Here is a 22,745-nt window from a genome sequence, read left to right as displayed (position 1 = left end):
TCCAGGTCACTCGCTCGTCGCGTACCGGCGCCGCGTCCGCGGTCGCGGTATCTCCGGTACGACCGGCGAGCTCCGGTCCGCCCACTCCTCCAACCGCTTGACGAACAGTCGCGCCTGCACCGGCCAGTGGTAGGACGTCCGTGCTATCGCGTGACCCGCGCGCGCCAGCGAACGCCGAAGGCCAACGTCCCGCCGCAGCCGGAGCACCGCGTCCTCGGCCGCGTCCACGTCCCCGAAGGGGACCACCAGACCCGCGTCCCCCTCAGGGCGTCCCGTGACCAGGTCCCTGGCCATCGGGTTGGCGGTCGTCACCACCGGCAGGCCGTGCGCCATGTACTCCACGACCTTGGTCGGCATCGAGTGCCGGTAGTTCGGCGTGTCGTGCAGCAGGCTCAGCCCCGCCATCGCCCCCGAGCAGATGCGCAGCGCCCGGTCGTTGGGCACGAACCCGTACCAGTGCAGGTCGCCGTCCCGCTGCGCTTGGCGGAGCAGCGGCCGCACACCGGCGTCCGCTCCGCCGATCACCTCCAGCCGCACCCCGTGCAAGCGCAGCCGACGCGCCAACTCGACCAGTTCGTGCGCCCCGCGCGCCACGGACACGTGCCCCAGGTACACCACCCGGTCGTCGCCCGGCCCCCGGGTCGGCTCCACCGGCACGTCGGTCGTGTTGGGCACCACCGGGTGGTCGGATCGGAACCGCGACCGGTACCCCTCCTCGGCCAGCAGCAAGCGCATCCGGCGCTCGGCGCCGCGCTCGAAGGCGCGCGCCACCGCGCCGAGCGGGCGCCGCAGCGGCCGGGGCACCCACGGCTTGGTCAGGATGGCCGCGGCGGTGTCCTCGTGGACGTCCCACACGGTCACCGGACGCTTGGAGGGCAGCGCCAGCATGAGTTCGGGGTCGTGGAAGAGCAGCAGGTCAGCGCGCGGAGCGTGCTCGGCGAGGACCGCGCGCGCCGCGCGCAGGGCCTTGATCCGCTCACGGCCGACCGCACGGGGCACGTCGACGGAGTTCACCTCACTCCACGGGGTGACGCCGCACTCCCTGAACGGGGCGACGTAGGTCACGTCGTGCCCCGCTTCGAGGAGCGCGCGGATCTGACGGTGCAGGATCCGGGCGTCCTCGGGATGGTGGACCACCGTGGCCACGAGCGCCTGCATTGAACATCACCTAAGTCACCGGTCGGGTCCGTCTACAGCGATGATCCGCCTCACCTGCGCGGTACCAGCTGTCCGACACGGTATTCACCTGCGGAAACGGTGCGAATAAACCACGGTGGACACATGGGGGTGATCCGGTGAACCTTCGGCTGGACGAAGGTGAACGAAACGGGGCACGCCGATGAACCGCGATGGGTCCGCGATCGGCGTGCCCCGGTCACAACGGTTCGGGGACGGTGGTCGCCTAGAGCACCTGGAGGCCTTCGCGCCGCGCGATCGCGCGGGACTGGGGGGGCACCTCCGTGCCGGCCTCGGGCGCCGAGCGGCGCAGCACGCCACGGGTGTCCAGCAGCAGCCGCGCGTACTCCGCGAGCCGCTTGGGCCGGTACTCGCCGTGGTCGGTGAGCAGGACGGTCAGGTCGGCCTCGGCCAGCGCACGGTCCAGGTCTGTGGCCCGGGGGACCTCCTGGCCGTCGACCTCCCACGCGTCCACGTGCGGGTCGTGGTAGGTCAGGGAGGCGCCCTTGGCCGCGAGCTTGCGGGCCACCGGGCGCGCCGGGGACTCGCGCTGGTCGGCGATGTCGGCCTTGTAGGTCACGCCCAGTAGCAGCACCTTGGACCGCGACAGCGCCAGCCCGGACTCGTTGAGCAGCTCCTGCGCCCGCTGCGCCACGTAGGCGGGCATCCGGCCGTTGATCTCCTGCGCCAGCTCCACGAAGCGGAACGGGTAGCCCAGCGTCTTGACCTTGTACGAGAGGTAGTTCGGGTCGATCGGAATGCAGTGTCCGCCCACGCCCGGCCCCGGATAGAAGGCCTGGAACCCGAACGGCTTGGTCTTGGCCGCCGCGATGGCGTCCCACAGGTCCACGTCCAGCTCCTGGCAGAAGATGGCCATCTCGTTCACCAGGGCGATGTTGACGTGCCGGTAGGTGTTCTCCAGCAGCTTGGCCATCTCCGCCTCGCGCGTCCCGCGCGCCCGGACCACGGTCTGCACGAACCGCCCGTAGAACTCCGCGGCGGCCGTCCCGCACTCCTCGGTCAGGCCGCCGACCACCTTGGGGGTGTTGGCGACGCCGAAGGTCGGGTTGCCCGGGTCGATCCGCTCGGGGGAGAACGCCAGGTGGAAGTCGGCGCCCGCCACCAGGCCGGACTCCTCCAGGATCGGGCGCACCACCTCCTCGGTGGTGCCCGGGTAGGTGGTGGACTCCAGGATGACCAGGGTGCCCGGGGCCAGGTGGGCGGCGATGGCCTTGGCGGAGGAGGTCACCGCGCCCAGGTCCGGCCCGCCCTCGGAGGAGAGGGGGGTGGGCACGCAGATGACGATCGTGCGCGTGCGGGCCAGGCACGCGGCGTCCGTGGTCGCGATGAACCCACCGTCGCGCATCGCCCGGACGTCCTCGTCGGCGAGGTCGTCGACGTGCGAGACCCCGCTGTTGAGTCCGTCGACGACGTGCTCGTTCACGTCGAGACCGGTCACGCGCAGCCCAGCGGACACGGCCTCGGCCGCCAGGGGCAGGCCGACGTAGCCGAGTCCGATGATGACGAGTTCACCGGTCTCACCGGTGGGCTGTTCGGGAACGGACACTGGGTTGGAGGCTGCGGCATCCACTTCGCGGTCACACTCACATTCGTTTGGTGAACGGGCGCACTGTTTTCGGGGACAGCCTGGGGAGGAAGGTGGGACAACCGAGTCTAGGCAGAGGTCGTCCCCGGCTATGGGATCTGGCCTGGTTCGGACAATTTCCGAATAAGAGCCCGGTACGCCTGGTTGTAGCGGTATGCGGCTTCCGACCAGGTCCGATCGGCGCCGACACGGTTTCGGCCAGAGATACCGTACGAAATCCGCTTTTCATGACTGTAAGCGAGCTTTGTCAGCACTTCAGCGAGCCCCGCCGATTCGCCGGCCGGAATTAACTCACCGGTCACCCCCGGTTCCACAATCTCTCGCAACGCCGGCAACTCACTGGCCACAACGGGAAGGCCGCCCGCCATAGCCTCCACGGGCTTGAGCGGCGTCACCAGCCGACACACCCGCTCGTCCCGGCGCGGGACCGCGAACACGTCCAGGGCGCCGTGGTAGGAGCGCACCTCACCGGCGGGAACCCGCCCCGGGAAGTGCGCCGTCCCCGCCAGGCCGAGCTCCCGTGCGTGGGCGCGCAGCGCGGGCAGTTCGGGGCCGTCGCCGACGACCAGCGCGTGCACCCGCTCTCCTCGGTCGCGCAGCAGGGCCACCGCGTCCAGCAGCACGTCCAGGCCTTCGTAGGAGAAGCAGCTGGTGGTCGTGCCCACCACGAACTCCTTGGGGCCGATCCCCAACGCCGCGCGCACACCGTCGCCTGGCGGCAGCGGTTCGAGGAAGGAGGCGTCCACCGCGTTGGGCACCACCAGCAGCCGCTCACGCGGCACCCCCCGGGCCTCGATGTCCGCGCGCATCGCCTCGCCCAGCGTCACGACCAGGTCGGCGGCCAGCATGCACACCGTCTCGTTGTCCCGTTCCGCCCGGTAGAAGGCGTCCTCCACACCGCGCGAGGGGTCCCGGGACAGCCAGGACTCCTCCAGGAAGCCCCGTACCTCGTACACGACCGGCAGCCCGTACCGCCGACCCAGCTCCAGGGCCAGCCGCGCGTTGTGGTGGTTGCTCGCCGCGTGCAGCACGTGCGGGCGCACCGCCTCCACCAGGGGCTCCGCCAGTCTCAGCCCGGCCGCCAACTCCGCGCTGGCGTCGGCGGGCGCCGTCCACGGCAGCAGTCGGTGGTAGGGGACGCCGTCCACCCGCACCACGGTCCGCGGGTCCGCGACCCCCTGCGTGAGCGGGTATCCGGCGCGGGTCACCACGTGCACGTCCATCCCCGCCTCCCGCTGCGCGGTGGCGATGCGGTGCGTGCGCTGCGTGTACCCCGCGTTGGTGCGCGGTAGCGCGTTGGTGACCAGGTGCAGCACCCGCAGCCCCGCCCCCGGCGCGGCCGGATCCTCGGCCACCCGCCACCGTTCACCGGCGGGGCGCACCGGTCGCCGAGCGTTCACCGTGTCGTCGGGCCGCGTTCGGTGACCACGGGTTAACGTGATCCCGTGATGGTCAGGCGACGTGGACGGGGACGTGGGAACAGCGCGTCCCGTCGCCAGAGCCGTCCGATACTCCGCCGCGTCCCGGCGCGGGCCCTCCGGGAGCTGTCCCACCAGTTCGCGCGCGGTGTCCGCGTCGCCGGCGGCCAGGCTGGCGGACACCAGGCGGTCGACGCGGCGGGGCGAGGCTCCCCTCGCGGCGGCGAGCACCACCGCGCGTGCCTCCCCGCGCTGGCCCCGGTCCCAGAGCGCGTAGGCCCGTGCCAGGCCGCCCATCCGGGTGGCCACGGCCCGGACCGCGCGCCGCAGGGCGCCGGGTGTCAACCGCAGCGCCAGCAGCGGCAACCGCGCGGGATCGGAGCGCAGGTGTCGCCAGGCCAACGTGACGGTGAACGTCACCGCTCGCACCCAGCGGGTACGCGGGCGCGGGACGTGGGATTCGCAAGTCTGGGTGTCATGCACGGTCAGTCACACAACCACGTGGACGTGACCAGGTGGTGACACCACGGCGACACGGACGGGACGGCTCGGGCAAGGAACCGGGCGGGCTGTCCCGGGGCCGGACCGGGCCCACCACCCACGGTCCGGGCCGGACTCGCCCCACCAGCCCCCTCGGTGGGCACAGCACTCCAACAGAAGGAAACGTGAGAGACGTGGCATCGAGCGCTCCCCTCGGGAGTCAGGACACCGGGATCGTGCACGTCGTCGGAGCGCGGCCCAACTTCGTCAAGGCCGCGCCCGTCGTCTCGGCACTGCGCGGACGCGGCGCGCACCAGGCGGTCGTCCACACCGGGCAGCACTACGACGACCGCATGTCCGCCGTCTTCTTCCGCGACCTGGGCCTGCCCACCCCCGACGTCGACCTCGGCGTGGGCTCGGGCTCCCACGCGGCCCAGACCGCCGCCCTCATGGTCGGGCTGGAGAAGGAGTTCACCGAGCGGCGCCCCGGCATGGTCGTCGTCTACGGCGACGTGAACTCCACCGTGGCCGCCGCACTGGTCGCCGCCAAGCTGGGCATCCCCGTCGCGCACGTGGAGGCCGGGCTTCGGTCCTTCGACGCCACCATGCCCGAGGAGATCAACCGCCGCGTCACCGACCAGCTCAGCGACCTCTGCTTCGCCACGAGTCCGGAGGCGATCGGCCACCTGGCCGCGGAGGGCGTTCCGACCAGCCGCGTCCACCTGGTCGGCAACCCCATGATCGACACCCTCCTCGGCAACCTCGACCGCTTCGACGCCGACGCGCTGCGCGCCCGCCTCGACCTGCCCGAACGCTACGTCGCCGCCACCCTGCACCGGCCCGCCAACGTCGACGACCCCGAGACCGTGGCCCGCCTCGTCGCCCGCCTGCACGAGATCGCCGACGCCATCGACGTGGTCATGCCCGTGCACCCGCGCGGCAGGGCCGCCTTCGACCGAGCCCGGCTCGGCGACCACCCGCGCGTGCGCCTCCTCGATCCCCTCGGCTACCTCGACTTCGTCGCGCTGACCCGCGGCGCCGCCGCCGTGGTCACCGACTCCGGCGGCGTCCAGGAGGAGACCACCATCCTCGGCGTCCCCTGCCTGACCCTGCGCCCCAACACCGAACGGCCCGTCACGATCACCCACGGGACCAACCAGCTCGTCACCGAGGCCGACCTCCTCCAGGCCCTCGCCAAGGTCCTGGACGGGCACGGCTCCGAGCGGTTCGGCGACGACGTGCCGCCGCTGTGGGACGGACGCGCCGGTGAGCGCGTCGCGGCCATCCTCACGCGGTGGTCGAGGTGAGCACCATGGCACACTTCCACCAGACCATCCCCGCACGGCGCGGACCGCGCACGGGGCCAGCCGCCCGCCCGAGCCCGGGCGTCCCCGCTCGCCCCGGCGCCCACACCCGGCACCGTCCGACCGATCCCGCGCCCAGGCCCGACGCGGTGGAGACGCCGACCCGACCAGAACGCGAGGTGGCAGACCGTGAAACGGCGTGAACAGAGCCAGACCGAGCAGCTCAAGCAGGCCCTGGCCGAGCGCGAGGCCCAGCTCCAGGAGGCACGCGCACGCCTGGCCGCTGTGGAGGGATCGACCTCCCTCCAGGTCGGGCGCGCCCTCACCGCCGCCGCCAAGCGACCCGGCCGCTCCCTCGTCCGGCTCCCGCGTGACCTCTACCGACTCTGGCGCCGCAGCGGCCAGACCAACCACAGCGAGCGCCGCCCCACCAGCGAGCCGGTCCGCTCCTTCGAGGCCGAGCGTCAGGAGGCCCGCCTCCTGACCGGTGTCCCGGGCGGTCGCGAGGACCTGCTCGTCGCGGCCACCGTCGTCGGCTCCGCCATCCAGACCGCCGTCGACCCCTACGTCCGCACGGTCCCGCTGCGTCCCCACGACGCGCAGATCGTCATGGACGGCGTCGACGTCGACCTCGTCCTGGTCTCCTCGTCCGCCGCCGCCCCGGGCTCCCCGTGGGCGCACGTGGGCGACCCCGCCGCCGCCGACCGCACCCGCGCCCTGCACTGGGTCCTGGAGTCCGCGGCCGCCCGGGGCGTCCCCGCCGTCCTCCTCGACGACGCGCCCGCCCCGCCGGCTTTGCGCGAGCTCGGGTTCGACCGCGTCCACCGGGGCGACGCGGGGGTCCCCCTCCACCTGTTCAACCCGGTCGCCGCCGACCTCGCGCCCGGCCCCGCCGCCGTCTACGTCCGCGTCGCGTCCGACGAGCCCGTCCCCGACGTCCTGGCCGATCTCGGTGTGCGCGTGGTCGACGCCGACGCCGCCGACCTTCCCGACGCCCTGCGCGCGGCCAACGTCGCCGTCGTCACCGGCGCCTCCCCGGACGCCGACCGCCTCCGCCGCCGTGCCTGGGCCTGTGGCGCCCGCGTGGTCACCCACTCTCCGGCGCTTCAGTCCGCCGGCGAGGACCTGGCGGTGTCCGTGCCGCGTCTGCGCGCCGAGGAGCCGACCGAGGCCGAGCAGCGCGAACTGCTGCGCCGGGTGTTCCTCGACGAGGCCACCCCGGTCCGTCTGACCTCGGTCCTGGACGGCCTCGACTTCGCCTCCGGCACGGCCGGCACCGAACTGCCCCTGCGCGGGCGCTCCGTCGCCGTGCTCGCCGACCCCGCGGGGGAGGCCGACGCCGACCAGCTCGCCGCCGACCTGCTGACCGCCCGGTTGCGCCCGGCCGAGGTCGTGGTTCCGGGCACGGCGGCCAAACTGCCCGGAGTCAAGCGGCTGCGCGCCGAGGGCGTCACCGTGCGCACCGTCCGCTTCAGCGCCCCCGACACCCCCGAGGAGCTCACGCGGGACACCGCCCGCGACGACCGGGACGCCCACGGGGGCCGGTCCGCCCAACGGTGGGCCGCCCTGGCCGAGCGCGCCACCGCGCCCTGGGCCCACCCGTGGACCCGACCGCTCGGCGCCCACCGGCTCGTCGACCTGGTCTGCGCCGCGGAGTGCTCCGGGGCCGACGCGGTCGCGCCGCCGACACGCACCCCGACGACCCCCTCGCGAACTCGGGGGAACGCGGCTTCTTCGACCGCCCGACCACCGGCGGCCAGCAGTACGAGTTCGTCAACGCCATCACCCCGGAGCTGGCCCGCACCGAACTCCTCAGGCGCGGCTGGCGCCCCAGGGAGTGGAACCGGCGCGGCAGCCGACTCCTGGCGCTGGGCCCGGACCACGGCACCGGAGCCGAACCCGGCGGCGACGGTTCCTCCCACACCGCCGCCCAGACCGGCGCCGTCGGTTGACCCCCGACCGCGCCGACCGCCCCGCACGGGCAACCCGAAAGCATCCGAAGGGAAGAACGTGAGTACACCTCCTCCGCGCGCACTCCTGTACGGGGACGTGGACCTCAACATCATCGACGGTTCCGCGATCTGGGCGCAGTCGATGGCGCAGGCCCTGGCCGCAGCCGGATGCGAGGTCACCCTCCTGCTCAAGGCGCCCGTGCGCACCGACCGGCTGACCGGGCCCCTGAAGGAGGCGCCCGGAGTCCGGTTGCTGCGGCCCTACGAGGACAAGCTCCTTCCCGAGCTCGGACCGCGCGGGCTCACCCCCGAGCAGGCCGTCGCCCTGATGACCGGACAGGACGGGCGCAGGCGGTTCGACCTGGTGGTGGTGCGGGGCCGTCGGCTGGCCGGGCTGGCCGCGCAGGAGGAGTCCCTGACGGGGCGGCTGTGGACCTACCTCACCGACTTCCCGCACGCGTCGCGGAGTTCACCGCCACCGCCACGGCGGAGCTGACCGAGATCGCGTTGGCGTCCCGCTTCCTCCTCTGCCAGACCGAGGAGTTGCGCGCCTTCCTGGAGTCATCGGTCCCCGCCGCGTGCGGGCGCTCGGTCCTGTTCCCGCCCGTGGTGGTCGTCCCCGCGGACGTGCGCGCCCAGGGGGAGGTGCACGCCCGCGCCCGGCTGGCCTACACCGGCAAGTTCGCGCCCCGGTGGAACACCCTGGAGATGACCGAGCTCCCGGCGGAACTGGCCCGGCTCGGAGTGGACGCCGAGGTGGTGATGATCGGCGACAAGATCCACTCCGACCCGCCGGACTGGGCCAAACGCATGCGCAAGGGTCTGGAGGGCACCGAGAACGTCGACTGGCGCGGGGGCACGTCGCGCGCCGACGCGCTCCGCCAGGCCGCCGAGTGCGACTTCGGGCTGTCCTGGCGCGATCCGTCCATGGACGCCAGCCTCGAAATGTCCACCAAGGTCCTGGAACTGGGCGCGCTCGGCCTGCCCGTGGTCCTCAACCGCACCCCCATGCACGAGGCCATGCTGGGCGAGGACTATCCGCTCTTCGCGGGCGTCGGGATCGACTCGGTCGCCACCGTCGTCGCCCGCGCCCACCGAGACCGCGCCGTCTACGCGGACGCGGCCGAGCGGTGCCGTCGCGCCGCCGCCGACCACACGCTGGAGCGAGCCGCCCAGCGGCTGCGCGCCTGCCTGACCGAGGCGCTCCCGCCCGCCCCCGACGGAGCCGACCCCGAGCGTCCGCTCAAGGTGGTCGTGGCCGGGCACGACCTCAAGTTTTTCACGCGCCTGGCCGACTACCTCGAATCCCTGCCCGGGCTCGACGTGCGCATCGACCAGTGGGAGGGCCTGAGCACCCACGACCAGTACCGCTCACGGGAACTCGCCGGCTGGGCGGACGTGGTGATCTGCGAGTGGTGCGGCCCCAACGCGCTGTTCTACGCCAAGTGGAAACGCCCCGACCAGCGGCTCGTGGTGCGCCTGCACCGTTTTGAGCTCTACGCCGAGTGGCCGCGCAGACTGGACGTCGACAAGGTGGACGCGGTGGTGTGCGTCAGCCCCCACTACGCCGACCTGACCCGGGAGATCACCGGCTGGCCCGCCGACAAGGTGGTCGTCGTGCCCAACTGGGTGGACGACGAGCAGTTGAGCCGTCCCAAGCTCGCGGGGGCGCAGTACGCCCTGGGCATGGTCGGGATCGCGCCCTCGCGCAAGCGCCTGGACCGCGGCCTGGACGTGCTCGCCGAACTGCGGCGGATGGATCCCCGGTACACGCTCTCGGTCAAGACCAGGCAGCCGTGGGACTACTGGTGGATCTGGAACCGGCCCGAGGAGCGCGCCTACTTCGAGCGCGTCTACCGGCGGATCCAGCGCGACGAGCGGATCGCCCCGGCCGTGGTGTTCGACCCGTTCGGCCCCGACGTGGCCACCTGGCTGCGGCGGGTCGGCTTCATGCTCTCCACCAGCGACGACGAGTCCTTCCACCTGGCGCCCGCCGAGTGCGCCGCCTCGGGAGGGGTGCCCGCCCTGCTGCCGTGGCCGGGCGCGACACCATCTACGACCCGCACTGGATCCACGCGGACGCGGTGGAGATGGCCGAGGCCATCCACGCGGTCGTGTCCGAGGGCCGCTTCGCCGAGGAGGCCGAGCGGGCCCGGGCCGAGGTGACGGGCGTCTACGGGCTGGCCAGGGTGCGCGCCCTGTGGAGCGACCTGGTGGTCAGCGGGAGGGTGCCCCGGGCCGCGGCGTCCCCGACGGTCGCCTAGGTTCGGGCCGGAGCCGAGGACCAGAACGAACACGGTCAGACGGGGCCGGTCATCTTGGTCAGACCGCCCGCCCCCGCGGGCAGGAACAGGGCGAAGGTGGTCGGCCGGGTCTGCACCAGTTCGATCCTGGCCCCCTCGGACTCGGCGATGTGCCGGGCCAGGGCCAGCCCGAGTCCGGTGCCGCCGTCACCGCTGACCTCGCGGTCGAAGATTCGGCCCGACAGGTGCTCGGGGACGCCCTCCCCCTCGTCGCTGACCTCGACGCGGACCGACTGTCCGGCGTCGACGCGGCGGATGGTGACGGTGCCCGCGCCGTGCTTGTAGGCGTTCTCGACGAGGGTGGCGAGGATCTGCGCGAGGTCGCTCGGCACGGTGATGGCGGTCAGCCCGGGGTCGCCCGTGACGATCAGGTCGCGCTGTTCCTGCTGGAAGACGGGTGACCACTCGGCCTGGAGGTGGTTGAGCACCGGGTCGAGCTCCACCGGTTCGACTTCGGGGTTCTGGCTCTTGCGAGCGCGGCCCAGCAGGCTCTCGACGGTCTCCACGAGGCGTTCGGTCTGGGCGAGGGCGGCCTCGCCCTCCTCGCGGACCACATCGGGGTTCGCGGACTCGGCGAGGATCTCCTCCAGTCGCATGGTCAGCGCGGTGAGCGGGGTGCGCAGCTGGTGGGAGGCGTCGGTGGCGAAGTGGCGTTCGGTGGCGATCAGTCCGGCGATGCGTTCGGCGCTGCGGTCGAGCACCTCCGCCACGCGGTCCGCCTCGGGGATGCCGTAACGATGGCCCCACGGCGTGGTGACCCCCGAACCCAGGCGCTCGGCGGTGGCGGCGAGGTCGACGAGGGGGAGTGTCAGCCTGCGGGCCTGGAACATCGACAACCCCACGGCCACTCCGATGGCCAGCAGGGAGAGGGAGGCGATCCCCAGCCAGGCGCGGACGACGCTGCGCTGGACCTCGTCGGCGCTGGCCCAGACCTCGACGACGGTGCCGAGGCTGGTGGTGTCCGTGGCCCGGAGCAGGCTCGGCGCGTCCGGGGCCACGGGGTTGAGCGCTGGGTCCCCGGCCGTGGCCGAGGGCGCGTCCCCGGGGGGAGTGATGCGCATGAAGCGGTCCGGGTGCTCGACACCCAACTCGGCGGGGTCGAGTTCGCCCTGGAGTTCGAGCATGTTGTCGCTCTCCGCGCCGATGAGCTCCGCCTCGCTGTGGAGCTGGCGGTCGGCCTCGTCGTGCACCAGCTTGTACGTGAGCGCGCCCAGAGGCAGGCCGAGCAGCATGACGGCGATGACGGTCACCACGAGGGTGGAGAAAACCATCCGCCTACGCATGTCACCTCATCCGTGCGGCCCGGGCGGCCGATCCCCGGGGGGCGGCCGGGGCCGGGTCAGTCCCGTTCGAAGCGGAAGCCCACGCCGCGAACGGTGGTGATGTACGACGGCTGGTTGGCGTCGTCGCCGAGTTTGCGACGCAGCCAGGAGATGTGCATGTCCAGGGTCTTGGTGGAGCCCCACCAGTTGGTGTCCCAGACCTCGCGCATGATCTGCTCACGCGTGACGACCTTGCCCGCGTCGCGCACCAGGACGCGCAGGAGGTCGAACTCCTTGGTGGTGAGTTGCAGTTCGCGCTCGCCGAGCCAGGCGCGGCGTGAGTCGTTGTCGATGCGTACGCCGTGCACGACCGGAACCTCCGCCCCTCCGCGCCGCAGGAGCGCGCGGACGCGGGCGAGCAGTTCGGCGAGGCGGAACGGCTTGGTGACGTAGTCGTCCGCCCCCGCGTCGAGGCCGACCACGGTGTCGACCTCGTCGGCGCGGGCCGTGAGGATGAGGATCGGCGTGCCGTGACCCTCGGCGCGCAGCCGACGTGCCACCTCAAGGCCGTCCATTTCGGGCAGCCCGAGGTCCAGGACCATGAGGTCGATGTCTCCCGCACGGGCACGGTCGAGTGTCTCAACGCCGTTGACGGTCACGTCCACCGTGTAGCCTTCGCGGCGGAGCGCACGCGCGAGGGGCTCGGAGATCGAGACATCGTCTTCGGCCAGCAAAACGCAGGTCATGATCACGATCGTAGGTCCGAGGTCGCGCATTTCCCTATTATGCGCGCCGGATAGCCCAAGGTTGGCCGAAAATACGCTATTCCCATACCGGGCATATGTTCCAAGCAGGCATATTCTATGTTTTCTTTGCTTTTTCTTGGCGAAACTGGGATGCTTGTCCGCTCGAACGTGTGCATGCCCGACCTCTCGGCACTTCGAGACGACCCCGCTCCGCCTCACCGTGAGGAAGTGGGACACTGCACCACGCGACGGACCATGGGGATGGCTCGGGCGGGGCATCGACACGGAGTCGGGACCGCGCTCCGCCGCCAGCCCCCGTCCGAGTGCGACCGACCCCCGTCCCCAGACATCGAGGAGCCCCTCAGTGAATCACCACACCTCCGACCCCGGAGGCGGTTTCGGTCCGCTGCCCCAGGGCCCGCACGGTCAACAGGGCCAGGGCCACCAGCAGTCGCAGGGCCAACCGGAGGCACACGGCTACCAGCAAGCCCAGCAGGGCCACCAACAACCCCAGCAGGGCCACCAACAACCTCAGCAGCCCTACCGCCCCCAGGGGGCACAGCAGCATCAGAAGGCCCAGGCATTCCTGGACGCCCACTCCCCGCAGATCTCAGGGCGAGTGGGGAGGGCAGCCGCCCCAGGGGCCCGCCGGTCCCACACCGCCCCCTCCGCGTCCCGGCCGTACGGGACCGGGCTCCTGGCCGTTCTGACCGTGATCGCCGTCCTGGCGGGCGCGTCCTTCCTCGGCGGTGGCATCGTCCTCGGCCAGACCGTGGTGAACGGGTTCGCCGAGGACGCCTCCCCCCAGCCGTCCGACGATCCCACGCAGGAGCCGACCGGGGGTCCGTCCCCGACCCCCTCCGCGGACCCCTCCGAGCCGACGTCAGCACCCGCGGAGGAGCCGACCTACGAGACCGAGGCCCCGCTCACCTCCGAGGAACTCGTCGACGAGCTCTCGGACGACTTCGACATCGCTGGTCGCCTCGACACCACCGACGACGTCTGTGTTCCCGAGGACGGTGAGGAGGCGCCCTTCCAGTGCACCTCGGCGATGGACACCAACCTCGTGCGCATGATCGCGTTCGAGAACGTCGGCGTCGCCTCGATCGTGGCCCTCGGTCTGGCCGCGGACGAGGAGTCCGAGGCCGTGGACGTGCAGAGCGCCTGCCACTTCGTGCTCATCTGGTTCGAGGCCAACGGCACGGACCAGGGCCAGCGCGACGACATCGTCTCCACCGCCGAGGAGATCACCGGCTGCGGCTGAGCCTGCGGCGCCCTCCCGTCCGGGGCGCCTCACGTGTCGTTACGCGCGACGTCGATCACTCTGGGTAACAATAGTCTCGTTGGTGCGGTCCGCCGGGCTTGCGTGCCCTGTGGCCGTTCCACTGAGTTCATCCATCCCGGTGCCAGCCCCGGCCGCCGCCCACGGCCGACAGCCCGACCGGAGCGCCGACACCGGCAACATCCCCGTCCCGCGTTCCGGGGCGGGGCGAGGAGCGGCGATGGCCAACAGACGAATCCTGAGAGTGACGGCCGCGGCCCTGGGGCTCGCGACGCCCCTGGCCCTGGCGGCGCCGACCGCCCTGGCGGAGAGCGCCGCGCTTGGCGGCCGGTCCACGGCGGCGGAGTCCTTCTCCCCGCGGCAGTACTTCACGACCTGGCGCGAGGCCAGCACCTACTGGTCCGCGGACACCCGCTACGGCACCGGTGGCTGGCTGTGGCCCGGAAGGCACTACGTCTTCTGCCAGTCCGAGGGCCAACCACACACCGACGACCAGGGCAACCGCACGATGTGGTGGGTGCTCACCGACGACGACACCGGTAACAAGGACGTCTTCGTCAGCGCGACCGCCTTCGAGGTGTCCGAGCCCTGGAAGCCGATCGAGGGCCTGCCGCTGTGCTGAGCGGCCGGGACGGGCCCGACGGCGGGTCCGCCCCGGCAGGCTGCGACGGCGCCGTCCGACTCCGCGGGGCAAGCGGGGCGGACGGCGCGTCCGTGTCAGCGCCTGCGGATCTCGAAGGTCAGCGGACCGGCCAGGACGTCGCCGTCACAGTCGAGCAGGTAGGCCGTGAACGTGCCCGTCCCCAGACCGCGCGTGCTGACCGGGACGCGCCCCCGCTCGCGGCGGACCCGCCGCTCGACCAGCGGTTCGTCCGCACCGGGGACACCGTCCTGCGCGAACACGGCCACGTGGTTGCCGCGGCCCGGGGCGTCGGTCGTGTAGCGGAAGACCGCCGTCGTGCGCTCACGGACCGGTGTGCGGGCGAGTTCCAGCGTCCCGTTCGGCGCCCCGCCCGGGTCGGTGGCCTCCTCCCCGACCACGATCCGGCCCGAACCGCCCTCCGGGTACCGCTCGGCGGTCACCCGGCCCTCCAGGGTCCCGCTCAGGTACCGTTCCAGGGCTCCCTGGTAGGTCGCGCCCACCACGGTGAAGTCCGCTCCGCGGAACGGGTACATGTCGCCGCCGCGCGCGGAGAAGTCGATGGTGGCGATCGTGATCGGGTCGCCCTCGACCACCTCTCCGTCCTCGACGACCACGGTCCCGTCGTGCAGGATCACCTCGCGGACCCGTTGGCCCGGCGTGACCACCCGGCCGTCCGCATCGACCTCCTGGGCGGTCCGCTCCGGGTCGTAGGCGAAGTTCACCCCGCCCACCTGCATGAACCCGCCGTTGGCCGCCGGTGCGGCGTGCACGCCGTGTTCGAGGAGTTCCTTGACCTGCGCGCGCGGGACGTCCGGCACGACCACGACCTGGTTGGCGAACGGCGCGATCCCGTAGGTGTCGAGGGCGGTCAGCGGTCCCGGCGGGATCACCGACGAGTTGCGGATGCCGCCGCCGTTCTGGATGCCGATCTGCGGTTCGGGAACCCCGTACTCGGCCGCGTTGCGGCGACCGGTGTCCAGCAGCGCGTCCGCCATCAGTCCGCCCAGGTTGGTCTCCTGGGTGCGCACCCCCGGGTCCCGTGTGCCGTCCAGAGCGACCTCGCTCTCCGCGACCACGGTCTCGTCGAGGGCGCGACGTGGTCGGAGACCGGCTCGGTCACCTGGCTCAGGACCTCGGCGTGCGGTGCGACGGCGTCGTCGCCGACGCCCGAGACCCGGACGGTTCCGGAGCGGTCCGAGACCGAGGACACGCCGCCTTCGGAGTCGAAGTTGACCACCAGGCGGCCGACGTACTCGTAGTCGCCGCCGGTGGTGACGATCGGCAGGTCGGCGCCCTGGGCGTCGCTCACCCACAGCGGGTAGGACAGGGGCTCTCCGGTGGCGGGGTGCGCGGTCACCTCGTCACCGGGGACCAGCGCGTCGTCGGGGTTGGCCATGACCTCGTGGCCGCCGCCGGAGACGATCGCGTCGACACCGGTCAGCTGCCGGCCGACGCTCTCCTCGAAGCCGATGTTCTGGAGGTGGGAGATCATGACGATCTTGTCGACGCCCTCGGCGGTGAGCCGGTCGACCTCGGCCTGCACAGGGCCGACGACCTCGTCGATCACCAGGTCGCGCGGGCTGCTGATGCTGTGCAGCGCGGGGTAGAGGGCGCCGACGACGCCCACGGGCTCGCCCGCCACGTCGACCACGGCGCTGGGCGCGATGCGGCCCGCGTCCGCGAGCGCGGCCAGACGGGGTTCACCGGACACGTCCACGTTGGCCGCCACGACGGTGGTGTCGCCGGTGAGCCCTTCGAGGAAGTCGGCGTACACGTCCGGGCCGAAGTCGAACTCGTGGTTGCCCATCGACACGGCGTCGTAGCCCACGTGGTCGGTGGCGATCGCGTCGTAGAAGGGCGCGCCCTCCTCCATGGACGCGGAGAACTCCGGACCGGGCAGATAGAGGTCGCCCGAGTTGACCGAGAGCACGCCCCGCTCCGCGGCCTCGTCGCGCCCGCGCCGGCACCGGCGTCCTCGGCGTCGCGCAGCTGGTGGAAGAGGGTGGTGTACCGTGCCGCACCGCCGAAGTCCGGCTGGCCGGAGGAGTGCAGCAGGTGGGATTCGGGGTCGTTCCCGTGCAGGATCGTCAGGGTGAAGTCGGTCGCGTTCTGGGTCCCGGGGGTGTCCGCGCCCGCCGCGGAGACGGACCCGGCGACCAGGCCGCCCGCCAGTGCCAGCGCGACGGACGCGCGCAAGAGATTGGACATGCTCGGTTACTCCTGTGTTTCGTGGAACGGGGGATGAGGGTACCGAAAGGATCACTTTAGAGGATGAATGCCCAGCTAGCGCAAGTAGGGGGCGACGAGGCGAAGAACCCCCGCCGCCGTCTGGGGGACGCCGGGCGGGCACGCCCTGGGAGGAGACACGAGCCCGGAGAAACGGGCGGGCGCACTACCGCGTCCGCGGTCACCGCGCCACTAGCATGGACGCACACGCACATCGATTCCTCGGAGGACCTCCGTGTCTCCCTCTGCCCAGGACCCGCACGACTTCGACGGGGAGCGGAGCGCGGGCGGCGTCCCACCGCGGCGGGGGCCGTTCGGCTTCGGGCCGCACCTGGACGCCCTGCGCCCGGACGCCCCGACGCCCCGCGCGGTGGCGGTGGTCAGGACGCTCATGTTCATCGGCGGGTCCTGCGGTCTGGCCCTGGGCGCACTGTTCCTCATGGGGCTGAGCGTTCCGGCGGAGGCGATGAACGAGGCCCTCCAGGACCAGGTCGACATCGCCGCCGAACAGGGCGTCGAACTCGTGGTCACCGTCGACCTCATGCGCTCGCTCATGGGGGTGCTGGCCCTCGTGACCGGGGCCTACGGACTGCTGTCCACCCTTCTGGCGACCCGGATCCAGCGGCGGACGGTCGGCGTCTTCTGGGGCGTGGTGCTCTTCCAGGCCGCCGCCGGACTGCTCCTGCTGTGGAACCTGCTCGGCGGGGAGTGGTTCTCCCTCGTGCCGCTGGGCTTCACGGCCGCCATGGTGGCGTTCATGTTCACCCGCGAGGGCCGCGCCTACTACGGGCTGCTCTGAGACCCGTCCGATCAGCCCGTACCGCTCAGTCCGCGCCCCCGCCCGGTCCGCGTCCGAACGGCCACGGCCCCTGGCGCGGCGGCAGCGGATGCCGGACCGCGACCTGCGTCCACTGGCGTTCGAGCAGCGCTCGCACCGCCCCCGCCCCCGCCCCCGGCTGCCCGGCGCCCTCGGCGCCCGCGCACCGCCCTCCGGCTCCTCCAGCGCCAGGCAGGCTCGCAACAGCTCCCCCGCGTCGGGACGGTCGCGTGGATCCTTGGCCATCGCCGCCGCCACCAGCCGTTCCAACCCGGGCGGAAGGTGGTCCACGTCAGGCTCCTCGAACATGACCCGACGCGCCATCTCCTTGGGGTGCGCGTGCCCGAACGGGTCGTGCCCGACGGCCGCGAACGCGACCGTCGCGCCCCACAGGAACACGTCCGCCCTCTGGGTGGTGGGCTGGCGTCCGTACTGTTCCGGGCTCATCCACCCCGGGGTGCCGAGCTTGTCCCGACGCCGCGCGAACCGCTCGTCGGAGAGCGTCTCCGGTGACGGCAGCCGCAGGTCGCGGTACGCACGGCGCATCCGGCGCAGCCTGATCCACTTGGTGGGGTCGGGATCCTCCACCGGGTGCGCGATCCCGAAGTCCACCAGTTTGGGTCCGCGGTCCGAGAGCACGACGTTGCTCGGCTTGAGGTCGCGGTGCACCACCCCGGCGTCGTGGATGGCGCGCAGGGCCTCGGCCGTGCCGACGGCCAACCCGAGCAGCATGCCCCGGCGCAACCGGCCGAAGCGCTCCACGTGGCGGCGCAGGGTCGGGCCCGGCACGTACTCGGTGATCATCCACGGAAGTTCGGCCTCCACGTCCGCGCGCACGAAGCGTGCCACCGACGGGCTGTTCACCCTGGCCAGCAGCCGCGCCTCGTGGGCGAACCGCTCCCGGAAGCGGGGGTCGGCGGCCTGTTCGGGGTGGACGACCTTGACCGCCAGGTAGCCGTGCACGCCGGGGGAGTCGGCGGCGTAGACCGTGCCCATCCCGCCGGAGCCGACCCGCCCCCTGAGCCGGTGCCCGCCCACGGCGCGCGGGTCGGCGGGTTCCAGCGGGGCGAGTCTGCGGATGCCGCGCGCCTTCATGGTGCTCCCGTTCGCTGGGGGACACGTGTGCCCGGATCCTATCCCCGCCACGGCTCCAGGACGGGGCACGCATGCGCGGCCGCCGCACGGTCGCGCACCCCTGGGCGCGCGGGATTCGGGCGCAACTTGGTACTCGGTTGGGACGTCGAAGTCGGTGACAGCCGCGCACGTTCTCGGGCCGCGCGCCGGAAGGGACACGATGGAGTTCAACCTCGCCGACGGCACGACCGTGCGGATCACCGCAGCCACCTCCCGCGCGTGCGGGCGGCGCGCCCGTGCCCGGTCGCCCCGGCGTTCTGCGGCTGCGCGGCCGAACCGCCGGCGAGGCCGTCCGGGACCTGGCCGAACAGCGGTTGGCCGTCCGCGACCGCTCTCTGGGCGTCTGGGTGCTCACCCCGCGCGGCGCGGGGGTGCGGGAGCTCCTGGACAACGCGCCCGGCGCCGTGGTCGGCGACGCGGCCGACGACTGGGGCGGTCAGGAGCCCACACGCCTCACCGTCCACCCCGAGATCGACGACACCACCGCCGCGCGACTCAACGCGGCCGCGCTCCGCCGTCCCCCGCCGCCCCGACCTCCCGGCCCGCCCCGGCCCTCGGCCGCACCGCGTCGCCCCAACGACCACTGGATCTACCCGGTCGGGGCGGCGGCGATCGTCGCACTGGGTCTGGTCGCGATGGCGGTCAGCGGCGTGCTGGTCCTGCTTCTGCTCGTCTTCGTCGGGTTGTGCGTGGCGGGAGCCGTGGTGCTCGGGAAGGTCCTCTCGAAACTCGCGGCCCCCGCGCCCGCGCAGGTCCAGGAGACGGCCGACCGCGACTGGGAACGGCGGCTCCTGCGCCAGTGGCGGGACCGGTACGTCGGCCCCGACGCGCTCGACACCCAGGCGCGGGCGCTGCTCGCCCGCACCCAGTCCGCCGTCGACGCGGTCCTGGCGTCCTCCCTGCACGACCAGGTCTCCTGCTCGACGCGGTGCGCGACCGGGTGGTCCTGGCCGACGTCGAGTGGGCCGTGGCCGACCGCCTGCTCGGCCACACCCGCACCCGCCGCACCATGGCGAGCACGCCCACCCCCGGAGAGAACAGCCGCCGGGCCGCCGCACGCGCCCGGAGGATCCTCGACCAGGACGTGGCCCGGGTGGAGGCGCGCGTCCGGGTGCTGGAGGACTACGCGGCCACGGTGCGCGCAGCGGAGATGGAGCGGTACGACCGCCGGGCCGCGGAGCGGCTGGACGCCCTTGCCGTCGAGACGGGGGTCGACCACGAACAGCAGGACGAGGCCCTCTCCGCCCTGGTCCAGGCCCAGGAACTGGCACTGCGCGTGGCCTCCCTCACCGACGAACTCCTGGGTTCCGGCCAGCCCGACGGCCCGGAGCCGCCGGAGCCCCCGGAGAAGGGCCGCTGACCCGTGCCGTCCACCGGTCCGCCGCGGAGCCTCCCGTTCGTCGGTTCCTTCTGGCACGCTCGACGTGAGAGGAGGGACCATGACCCCCGAGCAGTTCGTCGACGCCGCCCTGTGGTTTCCCGAGGCGTCGGAGTCCGAGCCCTTCGGCCCCGGGCCGCTGGTCTACAAGGTCGCAGGACAGAAGGTGTTCGCCCTGCTCATGGAGGGCGAGCAGGGGCCGTTCGTCAACCTCAAGTGCGACCCGGAGCTGGCCCTGGAACTGCGCGACCAGTTCCCCGGGATCACCCCCGGCTACCACATGAACAAGCGGCACTGGAACTCGGTACCGCTGGACGGTTCGGTCCCCGACGACGAAGTCCTGGAGATGCTGAGACACTCCTACGTACTCGTCGCCCGTAGCCTGCGCCGGGCCGACGGGGACCGCGTGCTCGCCGTCCTGGGTGACGACGCCCCCACTCCGGGGGAGGCGCGCCACACCTGACCGCACCGTCCGACCGCCGGGAAGGGACGCTCCCGTGTCCGACAAGACCTTTCGGCCCGCCGTCGTCCAGGGTGTCCTGGAGCGCTTCACCTACGTCAACGAGGACAACGGGTACACCGTCGCCAAGGTCGACACCGGACACGGTCCGCACGACCTCCTCACCGTCGTGGGCGCGCTCGCGGGCGTCCAGCCCGGCGAGGCGCTGCGGATGCGGGGCCGCTGGGGCTCCCACCCCCAGTACGGCCGCCAGTTCCAGGTGGAGGACTACACCACCGTCCTGCCCGCCACCGTCCAGGGCATCCGCCGCTACCTCGGCTCCGGACTGATCAAGGGGATCGGTCCGAAGATGGCCGAGCGCATCGTCGGCCACTTCGGCACCGACGCCCTGGACGTCATCGAGGACGCCCCCGAGCGGCTCATCGAGGTCCCCGGCCTCGGACCCAAGCGCACGCGGCTCATCGCGGACGCCTGGGAGGAACAGAAGGCGATCAAGGAGGTCATGGTCTTCCTCCAGGGGGTGGAGGTCACCACCTCGCTGGCCGTGCGCATCTACAAGAAGTACGGGGACGCCTCCATCGACGTCGTCCAGAAGGAGCCCTACCGGCTGGCGTCTGACGTGTGGGGGATCGGATTCAAGACCGCGGACACGATCGCCCAGGCGGTCGGCATCCCGCACGACAGTCCGCAGCGCGTCATGGCGGGCATCCAGTTCACCCTGTCCGAGTCGACCGGGGACGGCCACTGCTACCTGCCGGAGGAGCGACTGATCTCGGCCGCCGTGAAGATCCTCGGCGTGGAGGCCGGGCTCGTGATCGAGTGCCTTCAGCAACTGGTCGCCGAGGAGGGCGTGGCCCGTGAGACCGTACCCGGCCCCGAGGACGATCCGGTGCGCGCGGTCTACCTCCTGCCGATGCAACGGGCCGAGATCGGACTCGCCTCGGGCCTGCGTTCCCTCCTGGAGCACCCCGTGGACCGGCTCTCCGCCTTCGCCGACGTGGACTGGGACGTGGCCCTGGGCTGGTTGCGCGATCGCACGCACGTCGACCTCGCCGACGCCCAGCGCGAGGCCGTGCGCACGGCGCTCACCCGCAAGGTGTGCGTGCTCACCGGCGGACCCGGGTGCGGCAAGTCGTTCACCGTGTCCTCCGTGGTCACGCTGGCGGAGGCCAAGCGGGCCAAGATCGTCCTCGCCGCGCCCACCGGTCGCGCGGCCAAGCGGCTGACCGAGCTCACCGGCGTGGACGCCTCCACCGTCCACCGCCTGCTCGAACTGCGTCCCGGCGGTGACGCCGCCTACGACCGCGACAACCCCCTCGACTGCGACCTGCTCGTGGTCGACGAGGCGTCCATGCTCGACCTCGTCCTGGCCAACAAGCTGGTCAAGGCGGTGCCGCCCGGTGCGCACGTGCTCTTGGTCGGCGACGTCGACCAACTGCCCTCGGTCGGCGCCGGACAGGTGCTCCGCGACCTACTCTCCGAGGGCTCGCCCATCCCCAGCGTCCGACTGACCCACGTGTTCCGCCAGGCCCAGCAGTCCGGGGTGGTCACCAACGCCCACCGCGTCAACACCGGCGAACAGCCGCGGTTCGAGGGGATGGCCGACTTCTTCCTCTTCGCCTGCGACGACGCCGAGCAGGCGGCCGAACTGACCGTCGACGTCGTCGCCCGCCGCATCCCCCGCAGGTTCGGCTACGACCCCCGCCGCGACGTCCAGGTGCTCACCCCGATGAAGGGCGGCCCGGCCGGGGCCGCGCAGCTCAACACCGCCCTCCAGGCAGCGGTGACGCCGCAGGGGGAGAACGTGCCCGAACGCCGCTTCGGCGGGCGTGTCTTCCGGGTCGGCGACAAGGTCACGCAGATCCGCAACAACTACGACAAGGGCGCGAACGGCGTCTTCAACGGCACGCTCGGCGTGGTCACGGGCATCGACTCCGTCGCCCAGGAGGTCGCCGTGCGCACCGACGAGGACGAGGAGATCGCCTACGACTTCGCCGAACTCGACGAGCTCGCGCACGCCTACGCCATCACCGTGCACCGCTCCCAGGGCAGCGAGTACCCGTGCGTGGTGGTGCCGGTCACCACCAGCGCGTGATGATGCTCCAGCGCAACCTGCTCTACACCGCCATCACCCGGGCCAAGAAGCTGGTGGTCCTGGTGGGCTCCCGCCGTGCCCTCGCCCAAGCCGTGCGCAACGCCTCCTCCGGACACCGGTACACCGCCCTGGCGCACCGGCTGGGCAGTGTCGCTTAGGGCCTCCGTTTCGCTTCGGCCCGTGTTCGGGCGCCGCCAGGGGCGCCGGTCCCGGGAGCAGGCCCTAGATGAGTGATTCCGATGTCTGAACTGGTTACGGACATGGCGAAGGGTGCCCGAGAGTCTTGCTGTGACACGAGACCTGGACACCCTTCTGACCGCACTCTACGCCTTCTGCGACGACCACGTCGTCGGACCCCGCAGGGTCGGCCGCCCACCCAAGCTCACCGACGCCGAACTGCTGTGCCTGGCCACCGCCCAGGTCCTGCTCGGCTTCCCCTCGATGCGGCACTGGCTGCGTTTCG

Annotated in this window: 13 protein-coding genes and 4 pseudogenes; 8 read left to right on the top strand and 9 right to left on the bottom strand. The window is 72.4% G+C overall.

The window, feature by feature from the left end; all coding sequences use genetic code 11:
• Positions 1–6: 6 nt before the first annotated feature.
• The 3 genes from BJF83_RS07600 to BJF83_RS07590 all read right to left on the bottom strand — a co-directional run bounded on the left by BJF83_RS07600 (position 7) and on the right by BJF83_RS07590 (position 4,620).
• On the bottom strand, positions 7–1,158 hold the full coding sequence (locus BJF83_RS07600; RefSeq protein WP_075925736.1) for a glycosyltransferase: 1,152 nt from the start codon (positions 1,156–1,158) through the stop codon (positions 7–9).
• A gap of 244 nt (positions 1,159–1,402) precedes the next feature.
• Positions 1,403–2,767 (bottom strand): nucleotide sugar dehydrogenase, encoded by a 1,365-nt coding sequence (locus BJF83_RS07595; protein ID WP_075925735.1) that lies wholly within the window; start codon positions 2,765–2,767, stop codon positions 1,403–1,405.
• 104 nt (positions 2,768–2,871) lie between these two features.
• The gene (locus tag BJF83_RS07590; protein WP_262391386.1) at positions 2,872–4,620 is read right to left on the bottom strand and encodes a glycosyltransferase family 4 protein; all 1,749 of its coding nucleotides are present in this window, start codon (positions 4,618–4,620) and stop codon (positions 2,872–2,874) included.
• A gap of 254 nt (positions 4,621–4,874) precedes the next feature.
• On the opposite strand from BJF83_RS07590, the gene wecB reads away from it, so the two are divergent.
• Both wecB and BJF83_RS07575 read left to right on the top strand, forming a co-directional pair.
• Complete coding sequence (wecB, locus tag BJF83_RS07585) at positions 4,875–5,987, top strand: non-hydrolyzing UDP-N-acetylglucosamine 2-epimerase (RefSeq protein ID WP_075925733.1); 1,113 nt, start codon at positions 4,875–4,877, stop codon at positions 5,985–5,987.
• A 2,034-nt stretch (positions 5,988–8,021) separates the two neighbouring features.
• Positions 8,022–10,200: pseudogene (locus BJF83_RS07575) on the top strand (glycosyltransferase).
• A gap of 35 nt (positions 10,201–10,235) precedes the next feature.
• Here the strand turns inward: BJF83_RS07575 and BJF83_RS07570 are convergent.
• The 3 genes from BJF83_RS07570 to BJF83_RS27385 all read right to left on the bottom strand — a co-directional run bounded on the left by BJF83_RS07570 (position 10,236) and on the right by BJF83_RS27385 (position 12,845).
• On the bottom strand, positions 10,236–11,522 hold the full coding sequence (locus BJF83_RS07570) for a HAMP domain-containing sensor histidine kinase (RefSeq protein WP_075925732.1): 1,287 nt from the start codon (positions 11,520–11,522) through the stop codon (positions 10,236–10,238).
• Between the two features lie 56 nt (positions 11,523–11,578).
• Complete coding sequence (locus BJF83_RS07565) at positions 11,579–12,247, bottom strand: response regulator transcription factor (protein WP_013154850.1); 669 nt, start codon at positions 12,245–12,247, stop codon at positions 11,579–11,581.
• Between the two features lie 361 nt (positions 12,248–12,608).
• A complete protein-coding gene (locus BJF83_RS27385; RefSeq protein WP_075925731.1) occupies positions 12,609–12,845 on the bottom strand; it encodes a hypothetical protein in 237 nt (78 codons plus the stop codon).
• Positions 12,846–12,959: 114 nt separating this feature from the next.
• On the opposite strand from BJF83_RS27385, the gene BJF83_RS07555 reads away from it, so the two are divergent.
• Together BJF83_RS07555 and BJF83_RS07550 are read left to right on the top strand one after the other, a co-directional pair.
• Entirely contained in the window at positions 12,960–13,511 is a 552-nt protein-coding gene (locus BJF83_RS07555) for a hypothetical protein (protein ID WP_143831823.1), read from the top strand.
• A 238-nt stretch (positions 13,512–13,749) separates the two neighbouring features.
• The gene (locus BJF83_RS07550; RefSeq protein ID WP_262391385.1) at positions 13,750–14,151 is read left to right on the top strand and encodes a hypothetical protein; all 402 of its coding nucleotides are present in this window, start codon (positions 13,750–13,752) and stop codon (positions 14,149–14,151) included.
• Between the two features lie 95 nt (positions 14,152–14,246).
• Here BJF83_RS07550 and BJF83_RS07545 read toward each other — a convergent pair.
• Positions 14,247–16,380: pseudogene (locus BJF83_RS07545) on the bottom strand (bifunctional metallophosphatase/5'-nucleotidase).
• 253 nt (positions 16,381–16,633) lie between these two features.
• On the opposite strand from BJF83_RS07545, the gene BJF83_RS07540 reads away from it, so the two are divergent.
• Positions 16,634–17,197 (top strand): hypothetical protein, encoded by a 564-nt coding sequence (locus BJF83_RS07540; RefSeq protein ID WP_075925728.1) that lies wholly within the window; start codon positions 16,634–16,636, stop codon positions 17,195–17,197.
• Positions 17,198–17,222: 25 nt separating this feature from the next.
• On the opposite strand, the pseudogene BJF83_RS07535 reads toward BJF83_RS07540, so the two are convergent.
• Together BJF83_RS07535 and BJF83_RS07530 are read right to left on the bottom strand one after the other, a co-directional pair.
• Positions 17,223–18,310, bottom strand: a pseudogene (locus tag BJF83_RS07535) (serine/threonine-protein kinase).
• Positions 18,311–18,546: 236 nt separating this feature from the next.
• Positions 18,547–19,254 carry a hypothetical protein gene (locus tag BJF83_RS07530; RefSeq protein ID WP_075925727.1) on the bottom strand — a complete coding sequence of 236 codons (708 nt, stop codon included), beginning with the start codon at positions 19,252–19,254 and terminating at the stop codon, positions 18,547–18,549.
• Positions 19,255–19,277: 23 nt separating this feature from the next.
• On the opposite strand from BJF83_RS07530, the gene BJF83_RS07525 reads away from it, so the two are divergent.
• The 3 genes and pseudogenes from BJF83_RS07525 to BJF83_RS07515 all read left to right on the top strand — a co-directional run bounded on the left by BJF83_RS07525 (position 19,278) and on the right by BJF83_RS07515 (position 22,440).
• Entirely contained in the window at positions 19,278–19,709 is a 432-nt protein-coding gene (locus tag BJF83_RS07525) for a hypothetical protein (RefSeq protein WP_075925726.1), read from the top strand.
• 79 nt (positions 19,710–19,788) lie between these two features.
• Positions 19,789–20,190 (top strand): MmcQ/YjbR family DNA-binding protein, encoded by a 402-nt coding sequence (locus BJF83_RS07520; RefSeq protein WP_075925725.1) that lies wholly within the window; start codon positions 19,789–19,791, stop codon positions 20,188–20,190.
• Positions 20,191–20,224: 34 nt separating this feature from the next.
• Positions 20,225–22,440 (top strand): annotated as a pseudogene (locus BJF83_RS07515) (ATP-dependent RecD-like DNA helicase).
• Positions 22,441–22,745 lie beyond the last annotated feature (305 nt).

This window comes from Nocardiopsis sp. CNR-923, assembly GCF_001942255.1.
Taxonomy (GTDB): Bacteria; Actinomycetota; Actinomycetes; order Streptosporangiales; family Streptosporangiaceae; genus Nocardiopsis.
The sequence above is the reverse complement of the archived record's forward strand: the minus strand, read 5'-3'. Positions and strand labels throughout refer to the sequence as shown.

Excerpts from the sequence above, each read along its gene's own strand:
- BJF83_RS07600 (WP_075925736.1), bottom strand. The coding sequence starts at position 1,158 with ATGCAGGCGCTCGTGGCCACGGTGGTCCACCATCCCGAGGACGCCCGG.
- BJF83_RS07520 (WP_075925725.1), top strand. The coding sequence starts at position 19,789 with ATGACCCCCGAGCAGTTCGTCGACGCCGCCCTGTGGTTTCCCGAGGCG.
- BJF83_RS07570 (WP_075925732.1), bottom strand. The coding sequence starts at position 11,522 with ATGCGTAGGCGGATGGTTTTCTCCACCCTCGTGGTGACCGTCATCGCC.
- BJF83_RS07550 (WP_262391385.1), top strand. The coding sequence starts at position 13,750 with ATGGCCAACAGACGAATCCTGAGAGTGACGGCCGCGGCCCTGGGGCTC.
- BJF83_RS07565 (WP_013154850.1), bottom strand. The coding sequence starts at position 12,247 with ATGACCTGCGTTTTGCTGGCCGAAGACGATGTCTCGATCTCCGAGCCC.